The sequence below is a fragment of the Nocardia sp. NPDC051052 genome (genome assembly GCF_044456045.1).
Taxonomy (GTDB): domain Bacteria; phylum Actinomycetota; class Actinomycetes; order Mycobacteriales; family Mycobacteriaceae; genus Nocardia.
In genome coordinates this window covers 142,027-160,566 of sequence record NZ_JBITFL010000014.1, presented here as the reverse complement: position 1 = coordinate 160,566, position 18,540 = coordinate 142,027, and the positions used below count along the sequence as shown (strand labels likewise).

Below are 18,540 nucleotides of genomic sequence, written 5' to 3'. Positions count from 1 at the left end.
GATGGATGAACCACAACCGCCGCTGCGCGTACGACAGTGGAACCACCGCCGGGCGCTGCCGGGCCTGCAATGCCAGCCGGGCTCGATGATGGCCTTCGAGCCTGGTGCCCAACTGCGCCACCGTCGGGGCGTCGAAGACCGTCCGAATGGGCACCTCCATGCCCAATACCACCCGGATCCGGCTCACCAGGCGGGTGGCCAGCAGCGAGTGGCCGCCCAGCGCGAAGAAGCTGTCGTCGATGCCGACTCGGTCGTGGCCGAGGATTTCGGCGAACAACGCGGCCAGCATTTGTTCCTGGATGGTGCCGGGCGCGCGATAGGTCACCGACGATCGGAGCTCCGGCACCGGCAACGCGGCGCGGTCCAGTTTGCCGCTGGCGGTCAGCGGCACCGAGTCGATCACGATCACGGCGGACGGCACCATGAAATCGGGCAGCCGCTCGGCCGCGAACCGGCGGACCTGCCCGCCGTCGAGTTCCGGTGTGTTGGCCTGGCCCTCGGCCGGTTTGGTGCGGTCGGCGACCACGTAGCCGACCAGCTGCTTACCACCGTCGGTGTCGCGCGCCACGACCACCGCCCGAGATACCGAGGGATGTTGCGCCAGCACCGTTTCGACTTCACCGGGCTCAACACGGAAGCCACGGATCTTGACCTGGTCATCCACCCGGCCAGCGAACTCGAGCACTCCGGCCGAGGTCCAGCGCACCACATCGCCGGTGCGGTACAACCGAGCGCCTGACGGGTCGAACGGATCGGCCACAAACCGAGCCGCGGTCAGCCCTGACCGGCCGTGATAGCCGCGGGCCAGCTGAGCGCTGGCGACATACAACTCACCGGCGACCCCGACCGGAACCGGGGTCAACCACGAATCCAGCACGAACACCCGGGTATTGGCCACCGGGGTACCGATCGGCACGACAGCGCCCACGACGTCGTCGGGAACAACGAAGGCCGTCACATCGACCGTCGCCTCGGTCGGGCCGTACAAGTTGTCCACCCGGTCGACCCCGCACTTGGCTTTCAGGGCGTCCACCAGCCCTGAGGTGAGCGTATCGGCACCGGTATTTACCTGCCGCAAGCTGTGGAACGGGTTGTCGGACAACGACTCCGCATGATCGACCAATGCCGACAACAGCGGCGGCGTCGCGAACATCTTTGTCACCGAACGGGTCTCGACAAGTCGGATGATCTCCACCAGATCCGACCGCTGCTCACCGGCGACCACCAACGTCGCACCACCGCACAACGCAGGCCAAATCTCATAGGTCGAGGCATCGAACGCCACCGACGAATGCACCAGCACCCGATCCTCAGACCCCGCCGCCCACGCCTGAGCGACCAGATTCACCACGTTACGATGCGTGATACCAACACCTTTAGGAACACCGGTCGAACCAGAGGTGTAGATCACGTACGCCAAATTCTGCGGCCGCACCACCCTGACTCGATCCAGCGCAACCACGTCACCGATGTCGGTCGTATCGATGCAGAGATGCGCTATCGCGGTATCCGGCAACACCTTTGCCGTAGCGGAATCGGTCACGACAACAACCGGCGCGGCATCGGTGAGGACAAATGCCACCCGGTCCGAGGGATATCCCGGATCGATCGGCAAGTACGCCCCACCGGCCTTCAACACGCCCAGCAACGCCACGATCAACTCCGCCGACCGTGGCAAGGCCACCGCGACAACATCATCCGGACCGACGTCACGCGAGATCAGCTCGCGCGCCACTCCGTTGGATCGGACATCGAGTTGCCGATAGGTCACCTCGGTATCGGCGCAGGCCACCGCGACCGCGTCCGGCGTCCGAGCGACCTGCGCTTGAAACAGTCCGACGGCGGTGCCATCCGGGTCGACGGGCACGGTGGTGTCGTTCCACCGACGTAACACCGACTCACGTTCGTCGGCATCGAGCACATCGATCGACCCCACCGGCGCCGCCGGATCCGCCACGATCGACCGCAGGATCCGATCCAGCCGCGCCACCATCGCCTCGATGGTGGACCGGTCGAACAGGTCGGTGGCGTACTCGGCGTACACGTCCCACCCGGCCGGGCCGGGGGCGTGGCCGTTGCGTCGCTCCCCCGTGGCGGCATCGCCGATGTTGAAGGTCAGATCGAATTGCGCGGTCATCGCCGCGAGGGCATACGGTTCGAACTCGACGCCCGCCAACTCCAGGGTGGGCGCGGTGTTGTTCTGAAAGCTCAACAGCACCTGGAACAACGGGTGATGCGAGGCCGACCGAACCGGGTTGAGCAGCTCGACAAGCAGTTCGAACGGAATGTCCTGATTCTCGTAGGCGGCCAAGGCTTTCGCCCGCACCTGGCCGACTATTTCGGCGAACGACGCCTCCGGCGCGACCGCGGTCCGCAAGACCCAGGTGTTGACGAAGAACCCCACGAGATCGTTCAATGCATCGTCGGTGCGTCCGGCGATCGGCGACCCGATCGGAATATCTTCCCCCGCTCCGAGTTTGAACAGCAGCACGGCCAAGGCCGACTGCAACACCATCGACACCGTCGCGCCCTCGCGGGCGGCCAAGTTTTCCACCGCGGTGCGGATCGCGGGATCGATCCGGAAGACCACTATGTCCCCGCGATAGCTGGCCACGCGCGGCCGCGGCCGGTCGGTCGGCAACCGCAACTGCTCTGGCAGGCCATCGAGTTCGGCACGCCAGTACTCGAACTGCTGCGACACCACACTGTCCGGGTCGGCGTGCGAGCCGAGCAATTCCTGCTGCCACAACGTGTAATCCACATATTGCACCGGCAACGGCTCCCACTCCGGTGCCTGACCGAGCCGCCGCGCGCCGTACGCCTCCGACAGATCCCGCAGCAGCGGGCCCATCGACCAACCGTCACCGGCGATGTGGTGAATCAGCAACATCACCACGCACTCTTCGGACGCATACCGAAAGACGTTGGCGCGGATCGGAATTTCCGTCGACAGATCGAACGCGTAGCGCGCCGCCGCGGTCACCGCGCCGGCCAGTTCGGCGGAATCGACGTCGACGATGGTGACCGGCACGTCGACCCGGTCGACGTCGAGCACTTCCTGGCCGGGCACGCCGTCGACTTCCACGAAGACCGTGCGCAGACTCTCGTGCCTGCCGACCACGTCACCGACCGCGGCCGCGAACGCCGCCGCATCGAAGACACCCGTCAATCGCACCGTCAACGGCATGTTGTAGGTGGCCGACGGCCCCTCCAGGCGGTGGATGAACCACAACCGCCGCTGCGCAAACGACAATGGAATCATCACAGACCCACCTCTCGATTCATCCTGCGAAGCGCCGGCCGACGAGACTGCGCCAACTGGGGCCATCGGCCCGTGAGTTCGGCGACCGTCGCCGCCTCGAACATCACTCGGATCGGCACTTCGACGCCCATCACCGCGCGGATCCGGCTGGCCAGGCGGGTCGCCAGCAGCGAGTGACCGCCCAGCGCGAAGAAGCTGTCGTCCACGCCGACCCGGCCGACGCCGAGTATTTCGCTGAACAACTCGGTCAGTGTCCTTTCTCGCTCGGTCCGCGGGGCACGATATTCTTTGGCGGACAACAACTCCGGATCCGGCAGTGCGCCACGATCGAGCTTGCCGTTCGCCGTCAGCGGCACCGCGTCGATAACCATCACCGCCGCCGGAACCATGAAATCTGGCAATCGCGCCGCCACGAACGTGCGCACGCCCGCGGGCAGCAGGGTGTCCTGCGGATAGTTGGCGTAAACGGCCGGATCATCGACCGCGTCCGCCGGCACGTAGATGTCGGTCAAGGGTTGTCCCGCTACTGCCGCGGCGTCGAGGAATACCGCGTCCATCCGGCCCGGCTTCGTGGACCAGGTGACCGCGGTGCGGTAGCCGAGTTGCCCGCCGAGCACGTGCAGGTCTTCGGGCAGCAACCCCGCGCTCACCCGGTCGGCAATGGACGCGAGCGTTCCTTCGAAATTCGCTCCTAGGGGGTCTGTTCGGTCGCCGGGCGACGTCGAATGGCCGCTGCGGACCCGGTCGACGGCGTCGATCTGTCCGGTCAATCCGGCGTGCGGAATGCCTGTGACGCGAATGCCGTCGGGGTGTTCGGTGTGCAGCAGAGTGCGCAGCCAATCATGATCGCGGAATTTCACTTTCGGCGTATCGGCGACGGACCGCTGTGCCGTCGGGGACTTGTGCAGCACCACGTCGTAGCGATACCTGGTCAACTCGTTGACCGAGAATCCGCGTTTGAGCTGGATGTCGACGGCGTCGAACCCGTTCTCGCCGTGCCGAAGTGCCAGGAAGTACTCCGGCGCCACCAGCAGCTCTCGCTCGGCCGACATCTCGCGGCGCACCCGATCGGCGACCACCGCGGGGTCGTCGCCGTCGTGGCGACTGATATGGACCGCGGTGGTGAATTCCTCCAGCAGTGCGAGATTGCGGACATCGCCGACGAACATCGCGCCACCGGGAGCTAACAGGCCGTGCGCCTGTTCGAGGACTCGACGCAAATACCGTTCGCCGGGGAAATACTGTGCGACGGAGTTCAATACGACGGTGTCGAAGTAGCCGGTCGGCAATCCGGTGATGTCATCCGCCGCCTGAGCGCTCAGCGAGACCCGGTCGACCCAGCCCGCATTCAGCTCGGCCAGCTGCTCTCGCACGGTGGCGATGGTCGCGGCGGACAGGTCCGTCGCCCAGTACTCCGCGCAGTCGGGTGCCAACTGCGACAACAACAATCCCGAGCCGACACCGATCTCGAGCACCCGCCGCGGTTTCAGTCCCCGGATCCGATCGACCGTCGCCGACCGCCATTCGCGCATCTGCTCGACCGGAATCGCCGCACCGGTGTAACTGCTGTTCCAGCCACCGAAATCCGAACCGAACCCGGCCGCACGCAGGGAACCGTTCCCATTGCCGTTGCCATTCGTCTTGCCGTTGCCGTTGGTCTTGCCCGCTCCGGCGTACAGGTCGTCGTACACCCGCCGCCACACGCCGACCAGTTCGTCTTCGGCGACGACCGGCCCGGAACGATCGGCGACGACGTAACCGATGAGCTGCGTGCCGCCGATCTCGGTGTCCCGAGCCACCACCACCGCTCGAGATACCGCAGGATGCTGTGCCATCACGGTTTCGACTTCGCCGGGCTCGACCCGGAAGCCACGGATCTTGACCTGATCGTCCACCCGGCCCGCGAACTCCAGCACCCCGGCCGAGGTCCAGCGCACCACGTCACCGGTGCGATACAGCCGACCACCGCCGCTCGAATCGAACGGGTCGGCCACGAACCTGGCCGCGGTCAACCCCGCGCGGCCGCGATAACCGCGCCCCAATTGCGCACCGGCGACATACAACTCACCCGCGACACCGATCGGCACCGGCACCAGCCACTCGTCGAGCACGAACGCCCGGGTATTCGCCACCGGCACACCGATCGGAACGGGCCCGTCCTGCTCGTCCACCGCGTCGAAATCGGTGACACACGCCGTGGTTTCGGTGGGCCCGTACCCATTCATAACCTGAGCCTCGACGTACTTCGCGTTCAACTTCCGCACCACCGTCGCCGTCAGCTCCGCACCACCGACAATGATCCGGCGCAGTGACCGTAAGGGGCTGTCGGGCAAACAATCCACGTGATCGACCAACGCCGACAGCAACGGTGGCGTCGCGAACATCTTCGTCACCGAGTGCGTCGCGATCAGCCGGGTGATCTCCACCAGATCCGAACGCTGCTCACCGGTCACCACCACGGTGGCACCGCCGCACAGCGCAGGCCAGACCTCATAAGTAGAGGCGTCGAAGGCGATCGAGGTATGCACCAGCACCCGATCATCGGGACCGGCCGACCACGACGAGCCGACCAGGCTCGCCACGTTACGGTGCGTGATACCAACAGCTTTGGGGACTCCGGTGGACCCGGACGTGTAGATCACATAGGCCAAATTCTGCGGCCACACCGCGACGGTCGGTGCGGTGCCGGGCCGTTTCCATACCTCGGCGCCGTCGAGATAGAGGTGCGGCGCGGTGGTGCTCGGCAGCAGAGGTGCGGTTCCGGAGTCGGTCACGACGACGACCGGCGCGGCGTCGTCGAGAATGAACGCCAGTCGATCCGACGGATAAGCCGGATCGATCGGCAGGTACCCGCCACCCGCTTTCCATACCGCCAGCAATGCCACGATCAGGTCAGCGGAACGGGGCAGTGCCACCGCGACGATGGTGTCGGGACCAACGCCGCGCTCGACCAGGGCACGCGCCAATTGCTCAGCGCGAGCGTCGAATTCCCGATAGGTGAGCCGCGTTCCGCCGCAGACCACCGCCACCGCGTCCGGGGTGCGGCCGACCTGCGCCTCGAGCAGGCCGACCATGGTGCCGTCGGCGACCGCGGCGGTGGTGTCATTCCATCGGCGCAACACCAGTTCGCGTTCGCCGGTATCGAGAACGTCGATCGAGCCCACCGGCCAGCCGGGGTCCGACACGATCTGGCGCAGTATGCGCACGAACCGCGCCACCATGGTCTCGACCGTCGGCCGGTCGAACAGCTCGGTCGCGTACTCGACCAGCCCGTTCCACGGCTGACCGGCGGCGGCGTCGGCGATATTGAAGAACAGATCGAACCGTGCGGTCGCGGTGGTCGCGCGGTACGGCTCGATCCGCGCACCGGACAATGCGAGGTCGGGCAGGGTGTTGTTCTGGAACGCCAGCGACACCTGGAACAACGGGTGATGCGCCGCCGACCGAGCCGGATTGAGCAACTCGACGAGCAACTCGAACGGGACGTCCTGGTTCTCGTAGGCGGCCAGCGCTTTCGCCCTGACCCGAGCCAGGATCTCGCGGAACGACGCCGCCGGAGACACCCGCGCCCGCAGCACCCAGGAGTTGACAAAGAACCCGACAAGATCGGTCAGCGCCTCATCCGTGCGTCCGGCGATCGGCGAGCCGAGCGGAATATCGTCCCCCGCACCGAGTTTGAACAGCAGCACCGCCAATGCCGACTGCAGCACCATCGATACCGTCGCACCCTCGCGCGCCGCCAAACGCTCGACCGCGCCGCGAATCTCGGCGTCGATCCCGAACAGCACCATGTCACCGCGATAGCTGGCCACCAGTGGACGCGGACGATCGGTGGGCAGCCGCAGCTGTTCGGGCAGCCCGTCGAGCTCGGTACGCCAATAGGTGAACTGCCGCGACAGCGGACTGTCCGGGTCGTCCGACGACCCGAGCACTTCCCGCTGCCACAGCGTGTAATCCACGTACTGCACCGGCAGCGGCTCCCACTCCGGCGCCCGATCCGCGAGACGCGCGGCATACGCCTCCGAAAGATCGCGCAGCAACGGCGTCATCGACCAGCCGTCGGCGGCGATGTGATGAATCAGCACCACGGCGACACATTCGTCGGCACCGTGCCGGAACACGCTGGCACGCAGGGGTATCTCGGACGACAGATCGAATCCATACCGCACCGCCGCGGTCACCGACGCATCCACTTCGGCCGGATCTATATCGGCGACAATTACCGGCACCTCGACGCTGTCGGCATCGAGAACCCGCTGCGACGGCACACCGTCGACGTCGATGAAGACCGTCCGCAAACTCTCGTGCCGCGCGACAACATCACCAATCGCCGCACGCCAGACCGACACATCCACCCCGTGCAACCGCACGGCCAAGGCCATGTTGTAAGTGGCAGAGGGCCCTTCGAGACGGTGGATGAACCACAACCGCCGCTGCGCGAACGACAGCGGCACCACGTCCGGCCGCGGCCGAGGCGACAATGCCGGGCGCACTTGCGCTTCCGCATCGAGTCGGGGCACCAACTCCGCCACCGTCGGCGCATCGAAGACCGTCCGGATCGGCACCTCGACGCCAAGCATTACTCGAATCCGACTGACCAGGCGAGTGGCGAGCAACGAGTGGCCACCCAGTGCGAAGAAGCTGTCGTCGACGCCGACCCGGTCGAGTCCGAGGATCTCGGCGAACAAGTCGGCCAGGACCCGCTCCCGCTCGGTGCGCGGGGCTCGATACTGCAGAGCGGCGCCGAACTCGGGATCAGGCAGCGCCGCACGATCGAGCTTGCCACTCGCGGTCAGCGGCACCGAGTCGATCACCAGCACCGTCGCGGGCACCATGAACTCGGGCAGGCGCTCGGCCACCCAGCGGCGCACCTCGGCGGCCAGCAGGCCCGCATGGGGGCTGTTGGCGTACCCGCGGGGATCGTCCACGGGCGCCGCTGCGGCATACACGTCGGTCAGTGGTTGGCCCTGTGCGGTCGCGATCTCGATGAACACGGCGTCCATCCGGTCCGGCTCCGCGGACCAGGTGACCGCGGTCGTGTATCCGAATTGCCGGCCGAGCGCGTGCAGATCCTCGGGCACCAGACCCGCACTCGGCCGGTCGGTGATGGTTTCGAGAATATCCTCGAAACCGGCGCCGAGTTCGTCGGTGGTGGTGCCGGGCAGACCTGCCCGGATTCGGCGTGTCGCTTCGACTTCCCCGATCAGTCCGGCGTGCGGGATCCCGGTGACCCGCACTCCGTCGGTATGTCGGATGTGCAGCAGGCTGCGCAGCCATTCGTGACCGCGGAAAACGACTTTCGGCACATCGGCAACCGAAAGGGGTTTCGTCGGAGCTTTGTGCAAGACCACGTCGTAGCGGTATCGGGTCAGCTCGTTGATCGACAATCCGCGTTTGAGCTGGATATCGACGGCGTCGAATCCGGTTGCGTCGCTGCTCAACCCCACGAAGTACTCCGGCGCCAGCAACAGCTCTTGTTCAGCGGAGATGTCTCGACGGACTCGGTCGCCTACCGCGACAGGGTCTTCACCACCGTTGCGACTGATCTGTACCGCGGTGGTGAACTCCTCCAGCAGCGCCAGATTGCGCACATCGCCGACGAATACCGCACCACCGGGGGCCAGCAACCTCAGCACCTGTTCCAGGACGGTGCGCAGGTAGTTCTGGCTCGGGAAATACTGAATGACGGAGTTCAGCACCACAGTGTCGAAATGACCCTCCGGCAGCCCGTCGGAGTCATCGCCCGCTTGCGCCCGCAACACGACACGATCAGTCCATCCCGCGTCGAGTTCGGCCAACTGTTGTCGCAACGAGGAGATGGTGGCGGCGGAGACGTCCGACGCCCAGTACTCTTCGCAGTCGGGCGCCAACTGCGACAGCAACAATCCCGAGCCGACACCGATCTCGAGCACCCGCCGCGGTTTCAGTCCGCGAATCCGGTCGACCGTCGCCGACCGCCATTCCCGCATCTGCTCCAGCGGAATCGGTGCCCCGGTGTAGCTGCTGTCCCAGCCGCCGAAGTCCGAACCGAACTCGACCACCTCAGTGGAGACACGGTGAGTGCCATCGTCTTTGCCGATGTCGAGTCCGGAGTACAGGTCGTCGTATACCCGACGCCACTGCCCCACCAATTCGTCTTCACCGACGACCGGCCCGGGCTGGTCAGCGACCACATACCCGACCAGTTGCTTGCCGCTGTCCGTATCGCGTGCCACCACCACCGCTCTGGTCACCGAAGGATGTTGCGCGAGCACCGTTTCCACTTCGCCAGGCTCTACCCGGAAGCCGCGAATCTTGACCTGATCGTCGGCCCGGCCCTCGAACTCCAACTGGCCCGCGCTGTTCCAGTGCACCACATCACCGGTGCGATACAGCCGACCACCACCGCTCGAATCGAACGGGTCGGCCACGAACCTGGCCGCGGTCAACCCCGCCCGGCCGCGATAACCACGCCCCAATTGCGCACCGGCGACATACAACTCACCCGCCACACCGATCGGCACCGGCACCAGCCACTCATCGAGCACAAACGCCCGCGTATTCGCCACCGGCACACCGATCGGAACCGGCCCGTCGAGATCGTCCACCACATCGAAATCGGTGACACACGCCGTGGTTTCGGTGGGCCCGTACCCATTCATAACCTGCGCCTCGACGTACTTCGCGTTCAACTTCCGCACCACCGTCGCGGTCAGCTCCGCACCACCGACAATAATCCGGCGCAGTGACCGTAAAGGGCTGCCGGGCAAACAATCCACGTGATCAGCCAACGCCGACAACAACAGTGGCGTCGCGAACATCTTCGTCACCGAGTGCGTCGCGATCAGCCGAGTAATCTCCACCAGATCCGAACGCTGCTCACCGGTCACCACCACCGTGGCACCGCCACACAGAGCCGGCCAGACCTCATAAGTAGAGGCGTCGAAGGCGATCGAGGTATGCACCAGCACCCGATCATCAGGACCGGCCGACCACGACGAACCCACCAAGCTCACCACGTTACGATGAGTGATCCCAACACCTTTAGGAACACCGGTAGATCCGGACGTGTAGATCACATACGCCAAATTCTGCGGCGCGGCAGCCCGATGCTGACCCGTCCAGTCCTGCGCACCGATCGTATCGAGGTGCAGGCGAGGGGTTGCCGTGTGCGGCAACGAGGGCGCGGTCGCGGCATCGGTCACGACGACGACCGGCGCGGCGTCGGCGAGTACGAACTCCAACCGATCCGAGGGATATGCCGGATCGATCGGCAGATACGCGCCACCGGCCTTCAGCACCGCGACCAGCGCCACGATCAGTTCCGCGGACCGCGGCAACGCGACCGCGACAACACCATCCGGACCCACCCCGCGCGCGGCCAGCGCTCGCGCCAACCTGTCGGCTCGGAGATCGAGTTCCCGATAGGTCAGCTCGGTATCCGCGCAGACCACAGCGACCGCGTCGGGTGTTCGGGCGACCTGGGTCTGCAACAACCCGACCAGAGTGGTGTCGGGGACGGCAACGGTGGTGTCGTTCCAATGATTCAGCACCAGTTCGCGTTCAACACTGCCGAGCACATCGATCGACCCCACGGCGACCTCCGGGGCCGACACCAGCTGCTGCAGCAAGCGCACCAACCGCTGCGCCATCGTGTCGACCGTCGACCGATCGAACAACTCGGTCGCGTACTCGACGAACCCATCCCAGCCAGCACCGGCGGGCGCATCGGCGACATTGAAGAACAAGTCCAACCGCGCGGTCGCGATGGACGCGGGGTAGGGCTCGATCCGCACACCGGAAAGATCCAGGGCAGGCAGCGTGTTGTTCTGGAACGCCATCGTCACCTGGAACAACGGGTGATACGCCGCCGAGCGGGCCGGGTTCAGCAATTCGACGAGCAGCTCGAAAGGAACATCCTGATTTTCGTACCCGGCCAACGCTTTCGCCCTGACCTGGCTCAACAGCTCGGCGAACGACGCCGCCGGAGCGACGGTCGCGCGCAGTACCCAGGTGTTGACGAAGAACCCCACCAGGTCGGTCAACGCTTCATCGGTACGACCGGCGATCGGAGCACCGATCGGAATATCCTCTCCGGCACCGAGTTTGAACAGCAGCACGGCCAATGCCGACTGGAGCACCATCGACACCGTGGCACCTTCACGGCTGGCCAATCGTTCCACCGCGGTACGGCTCTCGGGATCGATGCCGAACGGGACCACGTCTCCGCGATAGCTGGCCACGCGCGGACGCGGCCGATCCATCGGCAGTCGCAACTGCTCGGGCAATCCGTCGAGCTCGGCCCGCCAATAGTTGAACTGCTGCGACAGCAAGCTGTCGGGATCGGATGCGGAGCCGAGCAATTCCCGCTGCCACAACGTGTAGTCCACGTACTGGACTGGCAACGGTCCCCACCCGGGCTCCCGATCCTCCAGACGCGCCGCGTACGCCACCGACAAGTCTCGCAACAGCGGAGTCAGCGACCAGCCATCGCCGGCGATGTGGTGAATCAACAACACCAACACGCACTCACCGGCGGCGTAGCGGAACACGCTGGCGCGCAGCGGGATTTCCGACGACAGATCGAATCCGTAGCGCACCGCCGCGGTCACCGACGCAGCCAGCTCGGTACCACCGACGTCGGTCACCGCGAACGGAACCTCGACGCGATCGGCGTCGAGCACCCGCTGAGCAGGCACGCCATCGGTAGCGACGAAGACCGTACGCAGACTCTCGTGCTTGGCAACGACATCGCTGATTGCCGCACGCAACGCCGCGACATCCGCACCATGCAACCGCACCGCCAGCGCCATGTTGTAGGTGGCCGACGGGCCCTCGAGTCGATGGATGAACCACAGTCTCCGCTGCGCGAACGACAACGGAACAACCTCAGGACGCGGTCCGGCCAACAGTGTCGGGCGGACCTGCACACCCGCATCGAGCCTTGTCACCAACTGCGCCACTGTCGGAGCATCGAAGACCGTCCGGATCGGCACCTCTACGCCCAACACCACCCGAATTCGACTGGCCAGGCGGGTAGCCAGCAGCGAATGACCACCCAGTTCGAAGAAGCTGTCGTCTACGCCGACTCCGTCACGTCCGAGGACTTCGCCGAATAATTCGGCCAGGACCCGCTCCCGCTCGGTGCCCGGCGCCCGATACCGCACCGAGGACACCAGCTCCGGATCCGGCAACGCTTCACGATCCAGTTTCCCGTTCGCGGTCAACGGCACCGAGTCGATCACCATCACCACCGACGGCACCATGAACTCCGGCAACCGATCCGCCACGAACTTACGCACCTTGGCACCATCAAGCGCAGTCTCAGCCGCATGACCGTTGCCCTCGACCGGGATGGTTCGATCGGCGACCACATAGCCGACCAACTGCTTGCCGCCATCGGTCTCGACCGCTACCACCACCGCCTGAGATACCGAAGGATGGTGCGCCAGTGCGGCTTCGACCTCGCCGGGTTCCACTCGGAACCCGCGGATCTTGACCTGATCATCGGCCCGTCCCACGAATTCCAGCTGCCCGGCGGCATTCCACCGCACCACATCACCGGTGCGATACAACCGCCCGCCGGTCGGATCGAACGGATCGGCCACGAAACGGGCGGCGGTCAATCCCGACTGACCGTGGTAGCCGCGGGCCAACTGCGCTCCAGCGACGTACAACTCGCCGGCCACCCCTACCGGGGCCGGCAGCAGCCACGAATCAAGCACGAACACCCGCACGTTCGCCAACGCAGAGCCGATCGGCACTGAGGCAGGGCTGTCCGATGCGCAGGTCGCGGCGAACACCGTAGTGAACACTGTAGTTTCGGTCGGGCCGTAACCGTTGGCTACCTCGACACCGGCGGTGCTCGTTCGCAGTCGGCGCACCAAGCCCGAGGTGAGTTCGGCGCCACCGACGATCACCTGCGTCAAGCTTCGGAATGAGTTGTCGGGCAGCGCTTCGACCTGATCGAGCAACACCGAGAGCAAGGCCGGTGTCGAGAACATCTTGGTGACCGACCGGGCCGCGACCAGGCCGGTGATCTCGGCCGGGTCCGAGCGCTGCTCGCCGGCCAACACCACGGTGCCGCCGCCGATCAGCGCGGGCCAGATCTCGTAGGTGGAGGCGTCGAAGGCAATCGAGGAATGCACCAGGACCCGCTCACCGGGCCCGATCGACCACGACTGGGCGGCAAGGTTGGCCACGTTACGGTGGGTGACGGCAACACCTTTGGGCACGCCGGTCGAGCCGGACGTGTAGATCAGATATGCCAAGTTGCCGGACCGTACGGTGACAGCCTGGGCGCTACCAACCGCGCCGGTGGTATCGAGTGCATTGAGGTAGAGGTGTGGTGTCGTGTTGTGCGGCAGCGTGTTTGCCGTGACTCGATCGGTGAGGACGATGACCGGGGCGGCGTCGGTGAGGATGAACGCCAACCGATCCGAGGGATATGCCGGATCGATCGGCAGATACCCGCCACCAGCCTTCAGTACCGCCAGCAATGCCACGATCAAATCCACCGAGCGAGGCAACGCTACCGCGACAACGCAATCCGGACCCACGCCGCGCGAGATCAAGACCCGCGCGAGCCGATCAACCCGAGTATCGAGGTCCCGGTACGACACCTCGGTATCCGCGTGGACGACCGCGACGGCATCCGGGGTCGCAGCGACCTGCGCTTGGAACAGCTCGACTATGGTGACATCCCGGTCGTCCGAAACGGTGGTGTCATTCCACCGATTCAGCACGAGGTCGCGTTCGTCGGCATCGAGCACATCGATGGATCCGACCGGGGCGTCCGGGTTCCGCACCAGCAGTTGCAGTATCCGCACCAGACGCCGCGCCATGGCCTCGACCGTGGACCGATCGAAAAGGTCGGTGGCGTATTCGATGTACCCGTCCCAGCCGAGTGGGGCAGCAGCGTTCCCGTTGTCTCGCCGACCGGCGACGGCGTCACCGATGTTGAACGTCAGATCGAATCGCGACGTGGTGACAGGCGCCGTATACGGTTCGACCACGACCCCGGGCAGCGCCAAGTTCGGCACGGCGTTGTTCTGCAACGTGAGCAGTACCTGGAACAACGGATGGTGTGCCGCCGACCGGGCCGGGTTGAGCAACTCGACCAGCGTGTCGAACGGGGCGTCCTGATTCTCGTAGGCCGCCAACGCTTTTGCCCGGACCTGGCCGAGCAGCTCGGTAAACGACGCAGCCGGGACGACGGCAGCACGCAGCACCCACGTGTTGACGAAGAAGCCGACCAGATCGGACAGGGCGTCATCGGTCCGACCGGCGATCGGCGAGCCGACCGGAATATCCTGCCCCGCACCGAGTTTGCTCAACAGCACGGCCAACGCCGACTGCCACACCATCGACACCGTCGCACCTTCGCGACCGGCCACCCGCTCCACGTCCGCGCGCAGTTGCGTAGCTATGCTGAAACGCACCGCGTCGCCGCGGTAGCTGGCCACCCGCGGGCGAGGCCGATCGGTCGGCAACACCAACTGCTCCGGCACACCGTCGAGCTCCGCACGCCAGTACTCGAACTGCCGCGCCAGCACACTCTCCGGATCGGTCGGCGAACCGAGCAACTCTTGTTGCCACAGCGCGTAATCCACGTACTGCACCGGCATCGGCGCCCACTCCGGGGCCCTGCCTTCGGTACGCGCCGCATATGCCGCGGACAGATCCCGCAACGTCACCGTCGCCGACCAGCCATCACCGGCGATGTGGTGAATCAACAGCACTAGCAACCAGTCGTCGGTACCGTACCGAAACACACTGGCCCGCAACGGGATCTGCGTCGACAGGTCGAATCGATGCGCGGCCGCCTTGGCAACCGCCGCATCGACTTCGGCCGGATCCACGTCGGTCACCGTGATCGGCACCTCGACGCTGCCCGCATCGAGAACCTGCTGAGCGGGCACACCATCGGCCTCGACGAAGATCGTGCGCAGACTCTCGTGCCGCGCAACGACATCGCCGAGTGCGGCCGCGAAGGCCGCCGCGTCGAACGCGCCGGTCAACCTGGCGGCCAACGGCATGTTGTAGGTGGCCGACGGCCCCTCCAGCCGGTGGATGAACCACAACCGCCGCTGCGCGAACGACAGGGGAACCACCTCCGGCCGCGGACGGACCTGCAGCGTCGGGCGGATCTGCACATCGGTATCGAGCCGAGTAGCCAACTGCGCCACCGTCGGCGCGTCGAAGACCGTCCGAATCGGCACCTCGACGCCGAGCACCACCCTGATCCGGCTGATCAGCCGGGTGGCGGACAGGGAATGCCCGCCGAGCTCGAAGAAGCTGTCGTCGACGCCGACCCGGTCGAGCCCGAGCACCTCGGCGAACAACACGGCCAGCGCCCGCTCGCCGTCGTTACTCGGCACCCGGTACGCCATCGAGGAGGCGAACTCGGGGGCGGGCAGCGCGGCGCGGTCGAGCTTTCCGTTCGGCGTCAGCGGCACCGCGTCGATCACCATCACCACGGTCGGCACCAGGAACTCCGGCAGCCGTTCGGCGGCGAACCGGCGCACCTCCGCGCCATCGAGGCCGGACCCGTGGCCATTGCCCGCCGCCGGGATGCCGTGCTCGGCGACCACATACCCGACCAGTTGCTTGCCGTCCTCGGCGTCGAGGGCGACCACCACCGCCTGCGACACCGAAGGGTGTTGCGCCAGCGCGGTTTCGACCTCGCCGGGCTCCACCCGGAACCCACGGATCTTCACCTGATCGTCGGCCCGGCCGACGAACTCCAGCACCCCGCCCCAGGTCCAGCGGACCACATCACCGGTGCGATACAACCGGCCGCCATCCGGATCGAACGGGTCGGCCACGAATCGGGCCGCGGTCAGCCCCGCCCGACCGTGATAGCCACGCGCCAATTGCGCACCGGCGACATACAATTCACCGGCCACCCCGACCGGAACCGGCGCCAACCACGGATCGAGCACGAACGCCCGCAGATTCCCGAGCGGGGCTCCGATCGGGCTGCCGCCACGGGTGACCTGCGCCGCCGACAGATCCAGCTTGGTGACGTGCACCGTGGTTTCGGTGATCCCGTACATGTTCACCAGCTCGGGCAGGTCGCCGTGACCGGAGGAATACCAGGGCCGCAGGTGGGCTGGGTGCAGCGCCGCACCGCCGAATATCACCATCCGCAGCGCGGATTCGGTAGTGCCACAAGATGATCGAGCCTCCGCCAGCGCATAGAACGCTGACGGCGTCTGATTGAGGATCGTCACGCCCTTGCCGACCACCAGGTGCCACAGCTGCGCGGGGGTGCGCACCACGTCCCAGGGCACCACGATCACCCGGCCGCCGTGCAGCAGCGCGCCCCAGATCTCCCAGACCGAGAAGTCGAAGGCCTGGGAGTGACACCACGCCCAGACATCGTCGGCACCGAACGCGCACCAGGGCGCGGTGCTCTGGAAGAGCGAGGCCGCGTTGCGGTGGGTGACGGCGACGCCCTTCGGCGTTCCGGTGGAACCGGAGGTGTAGATCAGGTACGCGAGATTGCCGGGCCGCGGCGTCGCAGGCCGGTCCACCGCAGACCGTGCTACCTCGATCTGTTCCATGAGGACTTGGGGACTCTTGTTGTGCGGCAGCACTTTCGAGGTGGCGACGTCGGTGAGCACGGCGACGGGTGCGGCATCGCCGAGCACGAACGCCAGCCGCTCAACCGGGTAGGCCGGGTCGATCGGCAGGTACGCGCCACCGGCTTTCGATACCGCCAGGATCGCGACGATCAGCTCCACCGACCGCGGCAAGGCCACCGCCACCACGCTGTCCGGGCGTACGCCGCGCGAAATCAGGGTTCGGGCAACGCCGTTCGCCCGCGCGTCCAGCTCGCGATAGGAGACCTCGACATCACCGGACACCACGGCCACCGAGTCCGGTGCTTGCCGCACCCGGTCTTCGAACATCCCCACCAAGGTCGCCGCCGGATCCACCGGCACCGCCGTGTCGTTCCACCCCTGCACCACCAGCTCGCGATCGGCGCCGAGCACATCGACCGACCCGATCGGCGCGCGATGGTCCGCTATCGCCTGCCGCAGGTAACGAGCGATCGATCCGAGGTAGCCCTGCAGGTCGTCGTCGGTGTAGAGCTTCGCGTCCCCCTCGATCCGCAGGTAGCCGCCGCGAGACGACTGCCGCTCGTAGTAGAAGACGATCGTCAGATCCCCGCTGTTGCCCGCCGAGTAGACCTGGAGATCGGCCGTTCCGCCGGTCATCTCCAGCGCACCGAAGAACGACATGACGTTGATCACCGGGCCGAACGGATTCCCTTGGGTGTTCGGCATTTTCAGATCACGCCGGATGTCCGACAAGCCGTATCGCAGGTGGTCGCGCGCACTCGAGATGGTGTGATGGATCCGCGCGGCAAGCTCGCCGAGCGAGAGGTCCCTGCTCGACTCGACCAGCATGGGCACGGTGTCCGAGAGCTGACACGGCGTTCGGCCCGCGACGCCGACTCGATTGGACACCGGTATCTGCACACAGAATTCGTCGCGCAACGCGTAGCGCTGGATGGCCGCGGCCGCGACGGACATCAACAGGTAGGGCAGCTTGACACCGATCGATTGCGCGACACTCATCAGCTCGCCGAGCTCAACGCCCGAAAAGCCGTGGGTGCCACCGACTCTGCCCGGCCCGACGCCATCGTCGGCGCTGCCGGGAAGTCGCACCGGATCGATTCCGGCCGGGATCCGGCTGCCCCAGTACGCCCGATCAGCCGCCTGCTGGGTGCGGCGATACTCGATATCACTGTCGATGATGTCGTCGATATGCGCGAATCCCGCTGGCGCGATGGGCTTTCCGGCTACCAACGCGCCGTACACGTCGAGTACCCGCTGGGCCCAGGTGGCCACGCCGACACCGTCCATGATGATGTGGTCGAAGCACATCGACATGATGTAGTGGTTGTCGCCGACCTCGAGCACCGCGACGCTCAGCAGCGCGTCCTGCTCGAGATCGAAACCGACCTCGCGTTCGCGAGCCATGTAGTCGAGTGCGGCGGCGACCGGATCCCGCTTCTCGGTGAGATCCAGGTAGGACGGTGTCCAGTCGGTGGTGTCCCGTTCGACCTGCATCGGCCCGTCGGCGCCGCGCACGAAATTCACCGTCAGTGCCTCGGATTCGGCGAACGCGTGCCGCAGCGCGGTGAAGAAATGGTCCAGTGCCAACTCGGCGTGAATGTCGACGTAGATGATGCAATTATTAGGAATATCCGCCAGCTCGTGCGCTATCCACAATTCTTTCTGAATAGAAGTCAGACTGCGCAGCAGTGATTTGTTTCCCGATTGCAT

Annotated in this window: 2 protein-coding genes (1 of these 2 only partly in view); both read right to left on the bottom strand. The window is 65.9% G+C overall.

Annotation, left to right across the window (positions count from 1 at the left end):
• Window positions 1-3,262 carry the 5' end (the start) of a non-ribosomal peptide synthase/polyketide synthase gene (locus tag ACIBCN_RS36650; protein ID WP_396996613.1) on the bottom strand. The gene continues 17,519 nt to the left of window position 1, outside the view, so only the first 3,262 of its 20,781 coding nucleotides appear in the window; it begins with the start codon at window positions 3,260-3,262; the stop codon falls past the left edge of the window.
• The gene (locus ACIBCN_RS36645; RefSeq protein ID WP_396996532.1) at window positions 3,262-18,540 is read right to left on the bottom strand and encodes an amino acid adenylation domain-containing protein; all 15,279 of its coding nucleotides are present in this window, start codon (window positions 18,538-18,540) and stop codon (window positions 3,262-3,264) included. Before ACIBCN_RS36645 ends, ACIBCN_RS36650 begins: the two co-directional genes overlap by 1 nt.

What these genes read in the sequence shown, in the direction of transcription:
- ACIBCN_RS36645 (WP_396996532.1), bottom strand. Translation starts at nt 18,540, where the DNA reads ATGCAATCGGGAAACAAATCACTGCTGCGCAGTCTGACTTCTATTCAG.